14 protein-coding genes and 2 pseudogenes are annotated in these 16,806 nt (G+C 72.7%); 10 read left to right on the forward strand and 6 right to left on the reverse strand.

Going from position 1 to position 16,806, the window contains the following annotated elements; genetic code table 11:
- A pseudogene (locus ACFQRF_RS19940) lies at nucleotides 1-236 on the forward strand (ATP-dependent Clp protease ATP-binding subunit ClpX); the annotation flags it as partial.
- Between the two features lie 147 nt (nucleotides 237-383).
- Here ACFQRF_RS19940 and ACFQRF_RS19945 read toward each other — a convergent pair.
- On the reverse strand, nucleotides 384-1,658 hold the full coding sequence (locus ACFQRF_RS19945; RefSeq protein ID WP_379872658.1) for a sensor histidine kinase: 1,275 nt from the start codon (nucleotides 1,656-1,658) through the stop codon (nucleotides 384-386).
- Nucleotides 1,655-2,374 carry a response regulator transcription factor gene (locus ACFQRF_RS19950; RefSeq protein ID WP_379872659.1) on the reverse strand — a complete coding sequence of 240 codons (720 nt, stop codon included), beginning with the start codon at nucleotides 2,372-2,374 and terminating at the stop codon, nucleotides 1,655-1,657. Before ACFQRF_RS19950 ends, ACFQRF_RS19945 begins: the two co-directional genes overlap by 4 nt.
- Before the next feature lie 102 nt (nucleotides 2,375-2,476).
- Here ACFQRF_RS19950 and ACFQRF_RS19955 point away from each other — a divergent pair, with 102 nt between their 5' ends.
- Nucleotides 2,477-2,974, forward strand: a complete 498-nt coding sequence (locus ACFQRF_RS19955; RefSeq protein WP_379872660.1) for a hypothetical protein — start codon at nucleotides 2,477-2,479, stop codon at nucleotides 2,972-2,974.
- Nucleotides 2,975-3,229: 255 nt separating this feature from the next.
- Here the strand turns inward: ACFQRF_RS19955 and ACFQRF_RS19960 are convergent, their stop codons facing one another.
- Nucleotides 3,230-3,922, reverse strand: a complete 693-nt coding sequence (locus tag ACFQRF_RS19960) for a DUF305 domain-containing protein (protein WP_379872661.1) — start codon at nucleotides 3,920-3,922, stop codon at nucleotides 3,230-3,232.
- A 270-nt stretch (nucleotides 3,923-4,192) separates the two neighbouring features.
- On the opposite strand from ACFQRF_RS19960, the gene ACFQRF_RS19965 reads away from it, so the two are divergent.
- Nucleotides 4,193-5,623 (forward strand): LVIVD repeat-containing protein, encoded by a 1,431-nt coding sequence (locus tag ACFQRF_RS19965; RefSeq protein WP_379872662.1) that lies wholly within the window; start codon nucleotides 4,193-4,195, stop codon nucleotides 5,621-5,623.
- 108 nt (nucleotides 5,624-5,731) lie between these two features.
- On the opposite strand, the gene ACFQRF_RS19970 is transcribed toward ACFQRF_RS19965, so the two are convergent.
- The 3 genes from ACFQRF_RS19970 to ACFQRF_RS19980 are packed head-to-tail and all read right to left on the reverse strand — an operon-like array spanning nucleotide 5,732 to nucleotide 8,889.
- Entirely contained in the window at nucleotides 5,732-6,964 is a 1,233-nt protein-coding gene (locus ACFQRF_RS19970) for a hypothetical protein (protein ID WP_379872663.1), read from the reverse strand.
- The gene (locus ACFQRF_RS19975; protein WP_379872664.1) at nucleotides 6,961-8,211 is read right to left on the reverse strand and encodes a hypothetical protein; all 1,251 of its coding nucleotides are present in this window, start codon (nucleotides 8,209-8,211) and stop codon (nucleotides 6,961-6,963) included. The genes ACFQRF_RS19970 and ACFQRF_RS19975 overlap by 4 nt, the downstream gene beginning before the upstream one ends.
- 12 nt (nucleotides 8,212-8,223) lie before the next feature.
- Nucleotides 8,224-8,889, reverse strand: a complete 666-nt coding sequence (locus ACFQRF_RS19980) for an N-formylglutamate amidohydrolase (RefSeq protein ID WP_379872665.1) — start codon at nucleotides 8,887-8,889, stop codon at nucleotides 8,224-8,226.
- A 93-nt stretch (nucleotides 8,890-8,982) separates the two neighbouring features.
- On the opposite strand from ACFQRF_RS19980, the gene ACFQRF_RS19985 reads away from it, so the two are divergent.
- The 7 genes and pseudogenes from ACFQRF_RS19985 to mrdA all read left to right on the forward strand — a co-directional run bounded on the left by ACFQRF_RS19985 (nucleotide 8,983) and on the right by mrdA (nucleotide 16,777).
- Nucleotides 8,983-10,329 carry a bifunctional folylpolyglutamate synthase/dihydrofolate synthase gene (locus ACFQRF_RS19985; RefSeq protein WP_379872847.1) on the forward strand — a complete coding sequence of 449 codons (1,347 nt, stop codon included), beginning with the start codon at nucleotides 8,983-8,985 and terminating at the stop codon, nucleotides 10,327-10,329.
- A 3-nt stretch (nucleotides 10,330-10,332) separates the two neighbouring features.
- On the forward strand, nucleotides 10,333-10,716 hold the full coding sequence (locus ACFQRF_RS19990) for a DUF4233 domain-containing protein (RefSeq protein ID WP_379872666.1): 384 nt from the start codon (nucleotides 10,333-10,335) through the stop codon (nucleotides 10,714-10,716).
- Nucleotides 10,717-10,906: 190 nt separating this feature from the next.
- Complete coding sequence (ndk, locus tag ACFQRF_RS19995; protein WP_379872667.1) at nucleotides 10,907-11,314, forward strand: nucleoside-diphosphate kinase; 408 nt, start codon at nucleotides 10,907-10,909, stop codon at nucleotides 11,312-11,314.
- Nucleotides 11,315-11,559: 245 nt separating this feature from the next.
- Nucleotides 11,560-12,594: a rod shape-determining protein gene (locus ACFQRF_RS20000; protein ID WP_379872668.1), complete on the forward strand. Its 1,035-nt coding sequence runs from the start codon at nucleotides 11,560-11,562 to the stop codon at nucleotides 12,592-12,594.
- A gap of 43 nt (nucleotides 12,595-12,637) precedes the next feature.
- Nucleotides 12,638-13,522: pseudogene (mreC, locus tag ACFQRF_RS20005) on the forward strand (rod shape-determining protein MreC); the annotation flags it as partial.
- Nucleotides 13,523-14,018: 496 nt separating this feature from the next.
- A complete protein-coding gene (gene mreD, locus ACFQRF_RS20010) occupies nucleotides 14,019-14,570 on the forward strand; it encodes a rod shape-determining protein MreD (RefSeq protein WP_379872669.1) in 552 nt (183 codons plus the stop codon).
- On the forward strand, nucleotides 14,567-16,777 hold the full coding sequence (gene mrdA / locus ACFQRF_RS20015) for a penicillin-binding protein 2 (RefSeq protein WP_379872670.1): 2,211 nt from the start codon (nucleotides 14,567-14,569) through the stop codon (nucleotides 16,775-16,777). Before mreD ends, mrdA begins: the two co-directional genes overlap by 4 nt.
- Nucleotides 16,778-16,806 lie beyond the last annotated feature (29 nt).

Genomic DNA, 16,806 nt, shown 5'->3' on the forward strand with positions numbered 1-16,806 from the left:
AGTTCAGTTCGGACGCGTTGGACGCGATCGCGGAGCAGGCGATCATTCGGGGTACGGGTGCGCGGGGGTTGCGGGCGATCATTGAGGAGGTGTTGTTGTCGGTGATGTACGAGGTCCCCAGCCGCGAAGACGTCGGCCAGGTGATCATCACCCGCGAGGCCGTGCTGGAGCACGTCAACCCCACGATCGTCCCCCGCACCAACCCCGGCAGCGAGCGCCAGGAGAAGAGCGCCTGATCCCCTGCGGGCCGGCCGTCGGTCCGCCCCGTGGGTAGCGCCGTTCTGTGCTTTCGGTCGCGCTCGCTTTCCTCCGCCGCGACGCGGATCGGCCTACGGCAATCGGCGTCGACGGCTCCGAACGCTCGGCGCCTCGCCGCTCCGTAGTCAGGCGTCCACCGGTCCGCCGAGCAGTAGGGTGATCCGCGCCCCCGCTGGGGACTCCGCGGTGAGTGAGCCTCCCGTCGTCTCAGCGGCCCGGCGGGCGATGTCCAGGCCCAGTCCGCTGGAGCCCGCGCCGCTGGTGCCGCGTTCGGTCGCCGACTCCGGCAGCCCCGGCCCCTCGTCCTCGACGACCAGGATCGCGCCGCCGCCGTCCGCGTCCCGCCGCTCCCGCAGGCGCACAGCGAACCCGGTCCCGTCCGGAGTGTGCGCGAACACGTTCCCGAGCAGAGCGTCGACCGCCGGCTCCAGCTCGTCCTCCGGCAGTCCGACCAGCAGCGGATGCTCCGGGAGTTCCACCGTCATCGGGCGCTCCTGGTCCTCGGCCAGCACCGACCAGAACTCCACCCGCTCGCGCACGACCCGCGCCGCGTCGCAGCGGCCACCGTCCCGCGCCGGTCGCCGGGCGTCGTTGATGGTGCGGGTCACCGCGCGCTCCAGCGCGACCACCGAGTTCTCCAGCCGCTCACGCTCGGCGGGGTCACGCAGCGACTCCGCGTCCAGACGCAGCGCGGTCAGCGGTGTGCGCACCCGGTGCGACAGGTCGGCCACCCGCTCCCGTTCCCGCACCAGCAGGTCGGAGATCCTGGTTGCCAGGGTGTTCAGCGTCCCCGCCACCGCGCTGATCTCCGGCGGACCGCCCAGCCGGGCGCGCGCGGTGAGGTCGCCCTCGGCCAGCCGACGGGACGTGAGCGCGAGCTCGTCGATGGAGCGCACGAGGGACCGGGCCAGCCGGTTGGCCACCAGGAGGCTGAACCCGAGCAGCGCGACACCGAGCAGCGCCAGGATCAGCCAGGCACGGTAGACCCCGGCGCGCAACTGCTCCGGGCTGACGTACACCCGGATCACCGAGGTGCCCTCGGCGGCTCCGACGCTGAACAGCACCTCGATGCCGCCGTCGGGAAGCTCGGCGTTCAGGGTGCGGCCGGTGCGGGCCAGCCGCACCGCCGGCGTCTCCTCGGCGGGTTCGCCGATAACCGTGCCGTCCGGCCGGAACACCGTGACGGGGAACGGCTCGCCCGCGTTCGCGCGCTGCACGGCGGTGTTCAGGGCGGCCTTGTCCCCGGTGGCCACGGCGCTGAGCGCCCGCGCCTCGATGGCGGCGGAGCTGACGGCGCGGTCGTGCGCCACCGTGTGCACGAGCAGGGCGAGCGGAACCAGGAAGGCGACCAGCACCAGCGAGGTGGTGGCCCCGACCAGCAGGGTGAGCCGGCCTCTCACCGGCCGCTCTCCGGAGCCGTGTCGGCATCGTCGGCACGCGGGGCGGACAGCTTCACGCCGACGCCGCGGACCGTCTGCAGGTAGCGAGGCCGCTGCGCCGTCTCGCCGAGCTTGCGACGCAACCAGGACAGATGGACGTCCACCGACTTGTCGGCGCCGCCGTAGGGGACCTGCCACACCTCGGTGAGCAGTTCCTTCTTCGAGATGACCTGTCCGGCCCGCGCGGCGAGGTAGTGCAGCAGGTCGAACTCCTTGGGGGAGAGGTCGAGCATCCGGCCGTCCAGCACCGCCTCGCGCGCGCTCGGATCGACCCGCAGCCCGCCGACCCGGACGGCGGAGTCGCCATCGGCCTCCGACCCCAGGCGGCGCAGCACCGCCCGGACCCGGGCGTCCAGCTGTGCCGCGCTGAACGGCTTGACGACGTAGTCGTCGGCGCCCGCGTCGAGCACGCGCACGATCTCGCGTTCGTCGTCGCGGGCGGTGGCCACGATCACCGGCACCCGGGAGACGGCGCGCAGCATCCGCAGCATCTCCACGCCGTCGAGATCGGGGAGCCCGAGGTCGAGCACGACGAGGTCGGGCCGGTTCTCCACGGCTTCGCGCAGTCCGCCCATGGCGGTGCCCGCCGAGGCGACCGCGTGCCCGCGGTCGCCGAGGGCGCGGACCAGCCCGCTGCGGATGGTGGGGTCGTCTTCGATGAGGAGTAGCTGGGGCACTCTTGCACGTTAACCAATGGCCGGCCCCGGAACCCGGACGGTGATGGAGGGATAGTCGCGGGTTAAGGTCGTCTTAGTGTTGCGGTTGACAGAGTTGGGACCATGAAGCGGCAATCCCTCCTGGCCGTGGGCGGTTGGGTCGCGGCGGCGGCCCTCGCGGTGGGCGTGGGCGTCACGGCGGTCAGCCTGCTCGGTACCGGTATCACCTCCGGCGCGGTGCAGCCGGTGTCGCAGGACGACGCGCTGGAGCTGCTGTCCTCCGCGCACGAGAGCCCGTCACCGTCTCCCGGAGTCTCCGCGGGCGCCTCGGTGGAGCCGAGCCCGTCGGCCGGAACCGGCGGCTCCGGCCCGAGCCCCGATACGGCCGAGGCCGAGGTGCTGCAGAGCGTGGCGGGTTCGGTGGCGGCGCGCTGCGTCGGCGACGAGGCGGTGCTGGACTGGTGGGCGCCCGCGCAGGGCTACACCCTCGACGATGTGGACGCGGGACCGGACGACGACGCGTCGGTCGAGTTCGAGAGCGAGCAGGACGCGCCCGACGTGGAGATGAAGGTCGTCTGCGTGGCGGGACAGCCGCGGCTGGGACTGGACGGCGACGACTGAGCACGAACTGCGGGCCGCTGAGCGCGAGCCGCTGAGCGTCCGGAGGCGTCAATGCCCTCGCGCGTAGCGCCATCTGTGTTGGCGGTGGAGGGGAGCGAGGCGGTGAGCGCGAGCAGAGGTGCTGAGCGCGAGCCGCTGAGCGTCCGGAGGCGTCAATGCCCTCGCGCGTAGCGCCATTTGTGTTGGCGGTGGAGGGGAGCGAGGCGGTGAGCGTGACCAGAGGCACGGACGCGTTCGGGCGGTGCCGGCCGCCGCTCAGCCGTCCAGCGCGGTGCGCATCCGCTCGATCTCGACACGCTGCTCGGATAGGACGTCGCTCGCGAGCTGGTTCACCGTGACGTTCTCGCCTTCGGCGATGACCTCCTCGGCCATGGTGATCGCGCCCTCGTGGTGGGTGGTCATCAGCTCCACGAACAGTTCGTCGAACTCGGCGCCTTCCGCCGCCTCCAGCTCCGCCAGCTGCTCCTCCGTGGCCATGCCGGGCATGTCGGAGTGGTCGACCGGGACGCAGTCGCCGCCGTGGTGCGACTCCTCGTCCTGCAGCCCGCAGTAATTCTGGTGGTTGGGGTTCTCCCGGGCGGGGCCGAAGACGTTGGTCTCCAGCCAGCTCTCCATGACCTCGATCTCTGGGCCCTGGGCGGTGGTGATCCGTTCGGCGATCAGCTCTATGTCGCCGCTGTCCACTCGGTCGGGGACGAGTTCGGTCATCTCCAGTGCCTGGTTGTGGTGCTCGATCATCTTGAGCACGTACTCGACGTCTGCCTCGTTGTGCCGCATGCTCGCGGTGGCCGCCGCGAGCTGCTCCTCCGTCGCCGGTGACGCCGACTCTCCGGGGGCGCCGGGCGCCAGGACGGGCGGGCCGTCGGCGGACTCGGACTCGGACTGGGCGCAGCCGGCGGCGCCCGCCAGCAGCACGGCGACTCCCGCCGCGACGAGCCATCGACCCACAGGAGATCCTTCCAGCGCGTGTCCCGGTCCGGCGGCATGGAGAGCCGCCCCAAGGTGACTGTCTACTCAGTGCGGGCGGGCTTTGTCCAGCTCGGGAGGGTCACCTGGGCGTTCGCCGGACGGCTACCCAGCGTATTTCTCGATGTTGACCTGCGAAAATGTCGGCCACCTCGGTTCTTGTGGTTTCTGCCTCTAGGCAAGTTCTGGACGTCCTATGTATTTTCGTGGTGTTTTATGCGCTTTACGGAGTGCATCGGAATAGGAGTCCCCATGCCGATATCCCCCAAGCCGTCCGGAAGACGGACGGCCCTACAGCGTCTGCGGCGCTCTGGCGTCGCCGTGCTCGGAGCGGCCGCCGTGCTGCTGGGCACGGCGTTCACGTCAGCCGCGCAGGCCGACGAGATCCCCGGGGTGGACGAGGTCGTCACCAGCGACAACATCACCCACGTCGCCAACCTGCCGAAGCCGGCCGGTTTCGACACCAACTCCGACCTCGCGTTCACCGGTGACTACGCGATCGGCGGAAACTACAACGGCTTCGTCATCTACGACATCTCCGACCCCACCGAGCCGGAGATCGTCAGCCAGGTGCTGTGCCAGGGCGGCCAGGGCGACGTCTCCGTCAGCGGGGACCTGCTCTACTTCTCGGTCGACTACCCGCGGGCCAACTCCGACTGCGGCAGCCCGGCGAGCACCCCCGCCGACGCCAACGCCTTCGAGGGCATCCGGATCTTCGACATCTCGGACAAGGCCAACCCGCAGTACGTGTCGGCCGTCGACACCGACTGCGGTTCGCACACCAACACCCTGGTGCCGTCGAAGGACGGGGAGAGCGACTACATCTACGTCTCCTCCTACGCCCCCTCGGCCAACTTCCCGAACTGCCAGCCCCCGCACGACAAGATCTCCATCATCGAGGTGCCGCTCGACGACCCGGCCTCGGCCGCGATCGTCAACGAGCCGGTGCTCTTCCCCGACGGCGGCAACGAGGGTCAGGACGGCCTGCTCCGGCCGACCGAGGGCTGCCACGACATCACCGCCTACCCCGAGCGGGACATCGCCGCGGGCGCCTGCATGGGTGACGGCGTGCTGATGGACATCAGCGACCGGGAGAACCCGGTCGTCGTCGAGCAGGTCCAGGACGAGAACTTCGCGTTCTGGCACTCCGCGACGTTCACCGACAACGGCCGGACGGTGCTCTTCACCGACGAGCTCGGCGGCGGCGGCGCGGCCACCTGCAACGACGAGATCGGCCCGCACCGCGGTGCCGACGCGATCTACACCATCAGCGGCAAACTCGGCAAGGGCGACGGCCCCGAGCTGAACTTCGCCAGCTACTACAAGATCCCCCGCGATCAGGCCGACACCGAGAACTGCGTCGCCCACAACGGATCCCTGATCCCGGTCCAGGGTGGCAACTTCTTCGTCCAGTCGTGGTACCAGGGCGGAGTCTCCATCATCGACTTCCGCAACCCCCGCAAGCCGCAGGAGATCGGCTACTTCGAGCGTGGCCCCCTCTCCGACACCAACCTGGTGACGGGCGGTAGCTGGTCCGCGTACTACTACAACGGCTACATCTACTCGTCCGACATCGCGAAGGGCTTCGACGTCCTCAAGGTCGACGACCCCCGCCTGAACCGGGCGGAGAACGTGCGCTACGACGAGTTCAACCCGCAGAGCCAGCCCCGCTACGGACGCTGACGACGCCGGTGAACCGAGCCGGGGACGGCCCACCATGGACAGTGGTGGGCCGTCGCCGTGCCGGGCGCCGCGCGGCCCCCACGGCGGTACGGTCGCGGGGCCGGGCGATCAGACGGTGAACAGGCGCTCGGTGTCGGCGCCGACGAGCTCCAGGACGCGGCCGGTGAAGTAGACGGTGCCCAGGACGAGCACGCGCGTGCCGAGCGAGGCGATGCCCTCCGCGGTGAGCTCCGCCATGGTGATCCGCCGCCACGCCGGGGGCAGCGGACGCTCGAACTTCAGGTGCTCGTCCGGCAGCACCACGGTGGTGACCGGAAACGCGCCCAGTTCCAGGACCGCGCCGTCGACGTCCTTGTGGTCGGGCAGGCAGAGCAGCACGTGGTCGATGTCGGACCACTGCTGGCGGGCGTGGGCGACCGCCGCGCTGATCCCCGCGCGGTCGATCGCGGAGTCGATGACGACCTCCGTCTCCGTGCCCTCGACCCGGTGGTGCGACAGCCGGGCCGGCAGGGTCACGGTCTCCAGCACGGCGCGCAGCCGCAGCGGCGCGGGCGCGCCGCGGTGCAGCGCCGTGAGCAGCCGGGCCGCCGCCAGGCAGCCCAGCTCGGCGGAGAGCCGGGGCAGGCCGCGCGGGAACAGGCTGGCGGGCAGCCCGGTGGACTGCGGCCGGACGCGCTCCGGATCGACCCGGCCGGAGGTCCGCTCGCGCACGGCCCGGCGTGCGATAGCGCCGAGTTCCCCGCGCAGCGGCAGGTGGACGAAGATCTCGGTGGCCGGGCCGGCCACCGAAGCCTTCTCCCACGCGATCTCCTCGACCGTGTCGCCGAGGACGCCGATGTGTTCGGCGAACACGGTGGTCAGCGCGACCACCCGCGGCGCGAACAGCGAGAGCTCGTCGCCGCGGCCGCCCATTCCGGCCTCCAGGACGAGCACGTCGGCGCCCCTGGCGCGGGCCAGCAGCGCTCCGGCGGCGAGGAAGAGGCCGCTGGGCGAGAGGTAGCCGTCCTCCGGGGCGGGCAGGCGCGCGATGGCCGCGGCGAGTTCGTCGGCGAGCTTGGCCAGGGTCCCCTCGTCGACGGCCGCCCCATTGATCCGGAGCCGGTCGCGGTTGCCGCGCAGCCCGGGGCTGGTGACCGTCACGACGTCGAGGCCGGCGGCCGAGAGGTAGGCGGAGGCATAGGTGGCGGCGGTGCCCTTGCCCTTGGAGCCGACGACGCCCAGCACCGGGCGCTCGTCCGCGGCGATTCCGAGCTCCCGCAGCAGGGCGGCACACCGCCCGAGGTCCCGGCGCTGGCCTGGCGCTCGTTGGTTCCACTCGGTGAAGAAGACGTCGGTGTTCACAGTGGCAGCCTTCCCTTTGGGGGTCGGCGGACGCGTAGCGGAGCGACCAGCAACCCCAGGATGATGATGCAGGCGAACAGCAACTGCCAGGGGCTGAACCGGAGGTCGGCGGCCAGCGCCACGAACAGCGCCGTAACCGGCACGATCAGTTCGTTGAGGTGCACCATGAGCAGGGGCAGTACTCGTCGCCGTACCGTGACCACGGTAGCGCGCGGTATTCCCAGTGCGGCACGGGAGGCCGCCCCGATCTGGATGCGGGCGAAGTCCGGGGGCCGGGTGAGGTGGTCGAGGCGGTGGCCGACGATGGACGGCGGGGTGTAGGAGGGCTCCTGGTGGTCGGGGTCGGCGGCCAGCGCCGTGGCGACGGCCCGGTTTCCGGGCCCCCAGGAGAGGTACACCTCCTTGCCGGGTTCGGTGCCGAGGAGCGGGAAGACCTCCTCCGGTAGGCGGACGGTGCCGATCGTGTCCTCGCCGGGAGTGGCCTCCAGGGTCCGGAAGGTGATCGAGGGGGAGCGCAGCGCGGGCACGAGGGCGGCCTCCAGCAGCGCGGCGGGGCGCAGCAGGTTCCACCGCGAGGCGCCGTGGCCGGTGCCGCGCTGGTGCCAGTGGGGCTCCGGCACCAGGAGCGGCCGGCCGTCCCGGGTGCGCGGTAGCGGGCCGACGAGCACCTCGGGGTAGAGCCCGGCCGGGGCGCGCGGCAGGTCCAGCAGCAGGCGGGTCTGGAAGGAGAGCCGGGCGAAGCCGCGGTCGCGGTCGTCGCTGGAGAGCCGCACCCGCAGAGCCGCCGGGATCCCGTCGTTGTTCACGAACGCCCAGCCGCGCACGCCGAGGCGGCGGGCGTCGTCGGGGTGCAGTCCGATCTCGTCCCCCGCCAGGAGGTTGCCGATCACGGCCGGACGCACCGGGATCCGCTGGTGGGGGAACCGCAGCAGGAGGTCGTCGGGCGGCAGGCCGGGTCCGTCGGCGCGCAGGGCGCGGCGGCAGTCGTCGGAGAGGTGGACGGTGGACGCCCACGGCCGGTGGGAGGAGTCCCAGACGTCACGCTCGTCGCCGACCAGCCACGCGGCCACGGAGCGGCCGGTGGCGGCGTGCCGGACGGCGACCAGGGTGAAGTCGGGGAGCCCGAGCGCGGTCATGGCGGTGAAGTGCATCCGGACGGTCGGGATCTGGGCCTGGAACCGGATGGCGGGATCGGCGAGAACGCGGATTTCGCCCGGGTTCGGCGATGGGGGAACGAGTTCGGCCATATTCGCCGGATTTTACGGTGAATCCCTATAGGACCGGACGATTTCCGCCAGAGCCCGCACGATCCGGGCGGCCCTCCGGGGAGCGCCCACCGGATCACGCAACCGGCCGGCGATCTCGACCTGCAGACCGGCTCGGCCGGATGCGGCCACCTCGGTGAGCACGGTGTGCGGCGCCGCGCCCGGAAAGGGATCGTCGACCGTGACCGTGAAGCCGCGCAGCGCGCGCAGCGCGGCGTCGCGCAGCCGGGCGGTCGCCGGATCGCGGCGCAGCGCGGTGCCGAGGCAGACGTCCATGCCGTGGACGTCGCGCATGCCGTGCAGGTCCAGGACCACGGCGCCGTCGGCGAGTTCGGCGCGCAGCGCCGCAGCGAAGGGATCCCGGCGGTCCGCCCAGTCCCGGTCCGGTACCGGGCTCAGCGCGGCGAGCGCCCGCGCGCCGGTCAGCTCGGCCACGAGCAGGGCCAGCCCCCCGGTGCCGAGGTCGGCCAGTTTTGTCCGGCCCTCGCGTGGATGGTTGACCGCATGCGGGGCGGACAGCAGCACCGGCACCCGGCCGCGGACCCGGCGCAGCGCGGTGTGCGCCCCCTGTTCGGAGACGCCCTCGTAGGACGTGTCGGCGAAGGGGGCTTCGAGCGCGGCCCAGCGCTCGGCGAGGTGCCGCTCGTCGGTGGTGCTCATCCGGCTCTGCCTCAGACCTCGGTCCGGTGCCGACCGGACCGCGCGGAGGGGTGAGTAGGCTGGCGGTGTGTGCAGACCAACCCATCGTATGCCGTGAGTGACGTCGGCGCCCATGAGCGCTACTCGCAGGTGGTGGAGGAGATCCGGGCCCGGCGCGTCGAGACCGATATCGACCCGTCGCTCGACCGGATCCGCGCCGCCATGGACCTGCTCGGTGAGCCGCAGCGCAACTACCGGGTCGTCCACATCACCGGCACCAACGGCAAGACCTCGACCGCGCGCATGATCGACGCGCTGCTGCGGGAGCGGCGGCTGCGGGTCGGGCGGTACACCAGCCCGCACCTGGTGACCATGCGGGAGCGCATCGTCCTCGACGGCGAACCCATCTCCGAGGAGGCGTTCGTCGCGACCTACCGTGACGTGCTGCCCTACGTCGAGATGGTGGACGCCCGCGGTGGCGTGCCCATGTCGTTCTTCGAGGTGCTCACCGTCATGGCCTACGCGGCGTTCGCGGACGCGCCGGTGGACGTCGCCGTCGTCGAGGTCGGCATGGGGGGCGCCTGGGACGCCACCAACGTGGTGGACGCCGACGTGGCGGTCGTGACGCCGGTCGCGATCGACCACACCGACTTCCTGCCGGACACGGTCGAGGGGATCGCCGAGGAGAAGGCCGGCATCATCAAGCCGGGGTCGGTCGCCGTGCTCGCGCAACAGCAGGTGGCCGCGGCCGAGGTACTGCTGCGGCGGGCCGCCGAGGTCGGGGCCCGGGTGGCGCGGGAGGGGCTGGAGTTCGGCGTCGTGCACCGCGACGTCGCGGTCGGTGGGCAGCAGCTCACGCTCAAGGGGTTGCGCGGCGGGTACGACGGCGTGTTCCTGCCGCTGTTCGGCGCCCACCAGGCGGGCAACGCGGCGGTGGCGGTCGCCGCCGTCGAGGCGTTCGCCGCGCCGGGCGAGGGGGACGACCAGCTCGACCCCGAACTGGTGCGCGCGGCACTGGCCGGGGTCAGCTCACCGGGCCGTATGGAGGTCGTCCGGCGCAGCCCGACCGTTCTCGTGGACGCCGCGCACAACCCCGCGGGCATGGCCGCGACCGTGGCGGCCGTGCAGGACGCATTCACCTTCAGCCGGCTCGTCGGCGTGGTGTCCGTCATGGCGGACAAGGACGTCGAGGGCGTCCTGGAGCCGCTGGAGCCGCTGCTCACCGAGATCGTCGTGACCCGCAACTCCTCCCCGCGCGCCATGGCGGTGCCGGAGCTGGCGGAGATCGCCGAGGAGATCTTCGGACCCGACCGGGTCCACACGGCCCAACGGCTGGACGACGCCATCGACCAGGCCGTCACGCTCGCCGAGGAGACCGGCGAGTTCGGCGGCGCCGGGGTGCTCGTGACCGGGTCCGTGGTGACCGCCGGAGACGCGCGGCACCTGCTGAAGGGGGCATGAGACATGCGGACGATGTGCGCGGTGGTCCTGGCGTTCGAGGCCGTGGTGATCGCGCTGGCGGTGCCGGTGGCGATCCAGCTGGGCGGTTACTCCCCGGCGGTGGCCGGCGGCACCTGGGGCGGGCTCGCCGCCGTCGCGCTGGTGCTGGCCGCCCTGCAGCGGTTCGCCTGGGCGCGCTACGCCGGATGGGCGTTGCAGGCGGCGTTCGTCGCCAGTGGCGTGCTGGTCCCCGGGCTGTTCGTGCTCGGGGTGGTCTTCGCCGGTCTGTGGGTCGCCGGCTGGCTGCTGGGCCGCCGCACCGACGCGCTCCGGGCGGCGGGCGCGGCGCAGCAGCCAGCCGGCTCCGGCCCGGCCCCGGCCGGCGCCGACGCACGCGGCGACGGCTGACCCTCGCGCGCGGCGCGCGGGGCGGACCCGCACGGTCACGCGCGTGGCCGCCCCGGCGGCCGTTCCGGCCCAGGTGACCGGTGGGGAACCGGTAGGGTTGCGCTCGGCCGGGGTGGCGGTTCCCAGGGCCGGCCACGTTGAAACCACCCGGTTCCCCGATCAACATCCAGGTGTCGAGGAGACAACCACCGTGGAGCGCACTCTTGTCCTGATCAAGCCCGATGGCGTGCGGCGCAACATCATCGGCGAGGTCATCTCCCGCATCGAGCGCAAGGGCCTGAAGATCGTGGCTCTGGACCTGCGCACGCTCGACGCGGAGACCGCGAAGACGCACTACGAGGAGCACGCCGCCCGGCCGTTCTTCGAGTCGCTGGTGGAGTTCATCACCGGCGGGCCGCTCGTCGCCATGGTGGTCGAGGGCGAGCGCGCCGTCGAGGCGTTCCGCGCGCTGGCCGGCGCCACCGACCCGGTGCAGGCCGCCCCGGGCACCATCCGCGGCGACTTCGCGCTGGAGGTCCAGCAGAACATCGTGCACGGCTCGGACTCCACCTACTCGGCGGACCGCGAGATCAAGCTGTTCTTCCCGGACCTCGCCTGATCCGCGGCGGGCCCCGGCCCGCCGCCCGTGCCTCCGGCCGGGGGAGACCCATCGGGTTTCGCCCGGCCGTATTCGTTCTCGCAGCTGACAAAGATTCGGTGTGTTTGCGTAACGGCGTGACTGCCGAGCGTTACGATACGGGTAACTCGGTCCGCTTCCGTGTTGGATCGAGGCCGTAATGACCGCCCTGTGCAGTAAACCGCCCCGTGTACGCCGCACCCGATTGGTGTCGCCGAGGACGTTTCATGACCAACAATCTCGCATTTCTCGGCCGCGACATGGCGGTCGATCTCGGGACCGCCAACACGCTGGTGTACGTGCGGGGGCGTGGAATCGTCCTCAACGAGCCCTCGGTGGTGGCCCTCAACACGTCGACCGGGAAGATCGTGGCGGTCGGCATCGAAGCCAAGCAGATGATCGGCCGCACGCCGAGCAACATCACCGCCGTGCGCCCGCTCAAGGACGGCGTCATCGCCGACTTCGAGATCACCGAGCGCATGCTGCGGTACTTCATCCAGAAGATCCACCGGCGTCGGCACTTCGCCAAACCCCGCATCATCGTCGCGGTGCCGAGCGGCATCACGTCCGTGGAGCACCGCGCGGTCAAGGAGGCCGGCTACCAGGCCGGCGCGCGCCGCGTCTACATCATCGAGGAGCCCATGGCCGCCGCGATCGGCGCCGGGCTCCCGGTGCACGAACCCACCGGCAACATGGTCGTCGACATCGGCGGCGGCACCACCGAGGTCGCGGTCATCTCCATGGGAGGCATCGTCACCTCCCAGTCGATCCGGGTCGGCGGTGACGAGCTCGACCAGGCGATCATGACCTTCATCAAGAAGGAGTTCTCCCTGATGATCGGGGAGCGCACCGCCGAGGAGATCAAGGTCGCCGTCGGCTCCGCCTACCCCACCTCCGCCGAGGAGCCGCACGCCGAGGTGCGCGGCCGCGACCTCATCAGCGGACTTCCCAAGACCGTGGTCATGTCGGCCGCCGATGTCCGCCAGGCCATCGAGGAGCCGGTCACCGCCATCATCGACGCCGTACGCACCACCCTGGACAAGTGCCCGCCCGAGCTGTCGGGCGACATCATGGACCGCGGCATCGCCGTGACCGGCGGCGGGGGCCTGCTGCGCGGACTCGACGAACGGCTCCGGCACGAGACCGGCATGCCCATCCACGTCGCGGAGAACGCCCTCGACTCCGTCGCCATCGGATCGGGGACCTGCGTGGAGAACTACGAACGTCTCAGCCAGGTGCTGATCCCGGAGCGGCGCCGCTGATGTCGGCGGCATCCGGTCCCGCGGCGCAGGAGGGAGCCTGACCATGCTGCGCGACTCCGTCCGCTCGCGGTTCGTCCTGGGCGTCCTGCTGGCGCTCTCGCTGGTCCTGCTGGTGCTGGACGAGCGCGACGACGGCAACCCACTGTCCGGCGCCGTCCGCGCCGCCGGGACCGCGGTGTTCGAGCCGGTCTCCGCGGCCGTCACCGCCGCCGTCCGGCCGGTCGGCGACGGCTACCGCGCCCTGCTGGCGGCACCCGGAGCCCAGCGCCGCATCGAGGAACTGGAGGCGCGCAACGCCGAGCTGACCCGGGAGCTGGAGCGCGTCGACGCCGACGACGCCCGGTCGCGGGAGCTGGCCGACCTGCTGCACCTCGCCGGGCTCGGCAGGTACGAGGTCGTGGCGGCGCACGCCGTCACCCAGATGACCGCTCAGGGCTTCGTCGACACCGTCACCCTGGACGTCGGCCGCCGGGACGGCGTCACCGCCGACATGACGGTCGTCAGCGGCGAGGGCCTGGTGGGCCGCGTCGTGCGCGCCGGCGAGCGCACTTCCACGGTCCGGCTCATCACCGACGGCGCCTCCTCGGTCGGCGCGCGGCTGGAAGGGTCCAAGGAGATCGGGGTCATCAGCGGCGGCACGCACGGCGCCACCGAGACGGCGCCGCTGCGCTTCGAACTGCTCGACGGCACGGCGACCGTCCGCAAGGGCGAGCGCATCGTCACCCTCGGCTCGCACGGCGGCGCCCCGTACGTGCCCGGCGTGCCGATCGGCACCGTGCGGGAGGTCGAGGACACCCCCGGCGCGCTCACCCGTACCGCCAAGGTGGTGCCCGCCGTGGACCTCAGCCGGCTGGACGTGGTCGGCGTGGTCGTGGCGCCGCCCGCCACGGATCCGCGCGACTCCGTCCTGCCGCCCAAGCCCGACCCGCGGCAGCACGAGCAGCGGCACGACGGCCGGACCGACCGCGGCCGCAAGACCACGCCGGAGCGCGAAGGAGCGGATGAACCGGATCCGGCCGACCCCCGGCGCCCCGAGGGCGCGGTGGCGCGCGGCAAGGCGAGCACGAGCAACGGGCAGGTGGCTCCCGCCCCGCCGGACGATCCGGCGCCCGCCCCGGCCGGCGGAGGCGGCCAGGGCGGCGCGCACGCCGGTGGAGCGCCGAGCCGGCCGCCCGCACAGGCCGACCCGCCCGAGCCGCGGCAGCCGGCCGAACCGGCGGACACCGGCGGCGCCGCACCGGCCGCGGCCGGGCCCGCCGACCGGGCCGGACCGCCGTACCCGGAGCGCACATGATGGCGCCCGCCGACCGGCCACGCCCCGCCCGTTCGCGGCCCCGAGGGGCCCGGAACGCGCCGTCGCGCGGGGCCCGGCACGCAGTCCCCCGCCTCCCCGTGGCGGCGGGGGCGTCCACGGAGGAAGCCCGATGATGCGAAGGACGCTGGCCGCGCTGCTGGTGGTGGCGGCCGTGCTGATCCAGACGGTGCTGGTCAACCGGCTGCCCGTGCCGTGGGGCGCCGGGCCCGACCTCGTGGTGCTGACCGTGGTCGCGGTCGCGATGCGCACGACGGCGGTCACCGGCGCGGTCGCCGGGTTCCTGGGCGGCCTGGCCGTCGACACCCTGCCACCCGCCGACCACGAACTCGGCCGCTACGCCATGGTGCTGAGCCTGGCCGGCTACCTCGCCGGTGCGCTGCGCGACCCGCTCGCCCGGGTCGGCGGGCTCTGGCCGTTCGGGGTCGCCGCGCTGGCCGCGACCGGCGTCTCCCTCGGGTTCGCCGCCATCGGCGCCGTCCTCGGCGATCCGCGGGTGACCCTGACCGGCGTGCTCGGCGTGCTGCCGCCGCACCTGATCCTGACCATGGTGGCGAGCCCGTTCGTGCTGTACCCGGTCTTCTGGCTGCTGCGCCGGACCGACCGGGACGATTTCACGGCGGTCGGCGCCACCCTGTGGGCGAACGGGGGCCTCATCAGATGAGGAAGTACCGCCGGACCGCGCTCGCCGAGCCGCCCCGGCGCCCGGGCCGGCGCGGGCTGATCATGGCGCAGGTCCTGGTGCTCAGCCTGCTGGCGGTGCTCACCGGCCGGCTGTGGTACCTCCAGGTGCCGATGGGCGACCACTACCAGCGGCTCGCCGCGGCCAACCACAGTCAGGACCTGATCGTGCCCGCCACCCGGGGCCACATCCTGGACGGAGCGGGCCGTCCCCTCGTCCGCAACCGCACCGAGCTCGTGGTCTCCGCCGACTACCACGCGCTGGCGCGGCAGGAGGACGGCGGCGAGGCGGTGCTGCGCGGGGTCGCTGAGGTGCTCGGCGCGCCCTACGAGGAGCTGCGGCAGCGGACCCGGCTGTGCGGGCCCGGCGTCAGCCGGCCGTGCTGGCCGGGCTCGCCCTACCAGCCCGTCACGCTGGCCGAGGGCGTCGAACCGCGGCTGGCCCTGCAGATCATGGAGCGCCAGGAGGAGTTCCCCGGCATCTCCGCCCAGCAGACCGCGGTCCGTGAACACCCCGGCGGGGCGAGCGCGGTCCAGGTGCTCGGCTACCTGCAGCCCGCCACCGAGGAGGAGCTCGCCGAGCGCGAGGAACTGCGCGCGCAGTTCACCGGCGTCACCCAGGTCGGCCGCGACGGGCTGGAGGCGTCCTACGACGAGCGGCTGCGCGGAGTGGCCGGCGTCCGCACGCTCGCCGTCGACAGCCGGGGCAACGTCACCGGCCTGGTCACCGAGCGCGACGCCGAGCCCGGCCAGCACCTCGTCACCAGCCTCGACGCCCGGGTGCAGCGGGTGGTCGAGGAGGCGCTGAAGCGCGGGATCGAGCGTTCCCGGGGCGCCGGCTACCCCGCCGACTCCGCCGCCAGCGTCGTCATGGACGTGCGCACCGGCCGGGTGATCGCCATGGCCAGCGTGCCCACCTACGATCCGGAGGTCTGGGACGGCGGCATCGACCAGAAGACCTACGACCGGCTGCTCAGCAAGGACGCCGGCGAGCCGCTCATCTCGCGGGTGCTCCAGGGCCAGTACCCGCCGGCCTCGACCTTCAAGGTGTCCTCGCTCGCGGCCGCGGTGCAGAACGGCTCCCCGCTGCGCGGCAGCTACGCCTGCCCCAGCTCCATCAACGTGGGCGACCGCGCGTTCCACAACTACGAGAGCAGGCCGCACGGCAGCCTCAGCCTGCACCAGGCCATCGTCGTCTCCTGCAACACCGTCTTCTACCAGCTCGCCTACGACATGTGGCGGCAGGACGGCGGCATGCGGCCGGTCGAGAACCCGCGCGACGCCATGTCGGCCATGGCGAAGGGATTCGGCTTCGGCCGGCCCACCGGCATCGACCTGCCGAACGAGTCCGTCGGCCGCATCCCCGACCGCGACTGGAAGCGGGAGTACTGGGAGAGCACCCGCGAGGAGAACTGCCGGCGCGGCGAGTCGGGGTACCCCGAGGTCGCCCGCGAGGACCCGGGGCACGCCGCCTACCTGCAGGCGGTGGCCAAGGAACAGTGCGTCGACGGCTACGTGTGGCGGGCCGGTGACGCCGCCAACTTCGCCATCGGCCAGGGCGACGTGCTCGTCACCCCGCTCCAGCTCGCCCGCGCCTACGCGGCCATCGCCAACGGCGGCACGCTGTACGCCCCCCGCGTGGGCAAGGCGTTCATCTCGGCCGACGGCCAGCAGGTCGAGGAGATCCCGCCGCAGCCCACCGGTCGGCTGCCGGTCGACGAGGAGACGCTGGCCTACCTGCGCGACGCCCTGGCCGACGTGCCCAAGGAGGGCACCGCCGCCGGGGCCTTCCACGGGTTCCCGCAGGACCGGGTGTCCATTGCCGGCAAGACCGGTTCGGCCACGGTGACCGGCAAGCGGGAGTCCGCCTGGTTCGCCTCCTACGCGCCGGCCGACGACCCGCAGCTCGCCGTGGTGGTGTTCATCTCCCAGGGCGGCACCGGCGGTGCCGCCGCGGCGCCGGTCGCCCGCGAGATCTACGACGGCATCTACGGGTTCGAGCCGCCCGCCGACCTTCCCGAAGCACAGCAGGCCGCCGGCCAGCAGCAGCCGGCCCCACGCCCCGGCGAGGAACGCGAGGGCCGCCCACGCCGGGCGCCGCGTCCGGCGCTGCCGGGTGGGGTACCGCCGAGCGAGCTCCCGGTGGTCCGGCCGGACGGCACGGTGGCGCCCCCCGAGGGCTACGAGTAGCGGAGGAGCGAGAACCCCGCGTGTCCGTC

Source organism: Marinactinospora rubrisoli, assembly GCF_042664915.1.
Lineage (GTDB): Bacteria > Actinomycetota > Actinomycetes > Streptosporangiales > Streptosporangiaceae > Marinitenerispora > Marinitenerispora rubrisoli.

Bases quoted from the DNA above. Each gene is read 5' to 3' on its own strand.
- ACFQRF_RS19980 (WP_379872665.1), bottom strand. From the start codon at position 8,889: ATGAGCACCACCGACGAGCGGCACCTCGCCGAGCGCTGGGCCGCGCTC.
- ACFQRF_RS20000 (WP_379872668.1), top strand. From the start codon at position 11,560: ATGACCAACAATCTCGCATTTCTCGGCCGCGACATGGCGGTCGATCTC.
- ACFQRF_RS19975 (WP_379872664.1), bottom strand. From the start codon at position 8,211: ATGGCCGAACTCGTTCCCCCATCGCCGAACCCGGGCGAAATCCGCGTT.
- ACFQRF_RS19955 (WP_379872660.1), top strand. From the start codon at position 2,477: ATGAAGCGGCAATCCCTCCTGGCCGTGGGCGGTTGGGTCGCGGCGGCG.
- mrdA (WP_379872670.1), top strand. From the start codon at position 14,567: ATGAGGAAGTACCGCCGGACCGCGCTCGCCGAGCCGCCCCGGCGCCCG.
- ACFQRF_RS19965 (WP_379872662.1), top strand. From the start codon at position 4,193: ATGCCGATATCCCCCAAGCCGTCCGGAAGACGGACGGCCCTACAGCGT.
- mreD (WP_379872669.1), top strand. From the start codon at position 14,019: ATGATGCGAAGGACGCTGGCCGCGCTGCTGGTGGTGGCGGCCGTGCTG.
- ACFQRF_RS19990 (WP_379872666.1), top strand. From the start codon at position 10,333: ATGCGGACGATGTGCGCGGTGGTCCTGGCGTTCGAGGCCGTGGTGATC.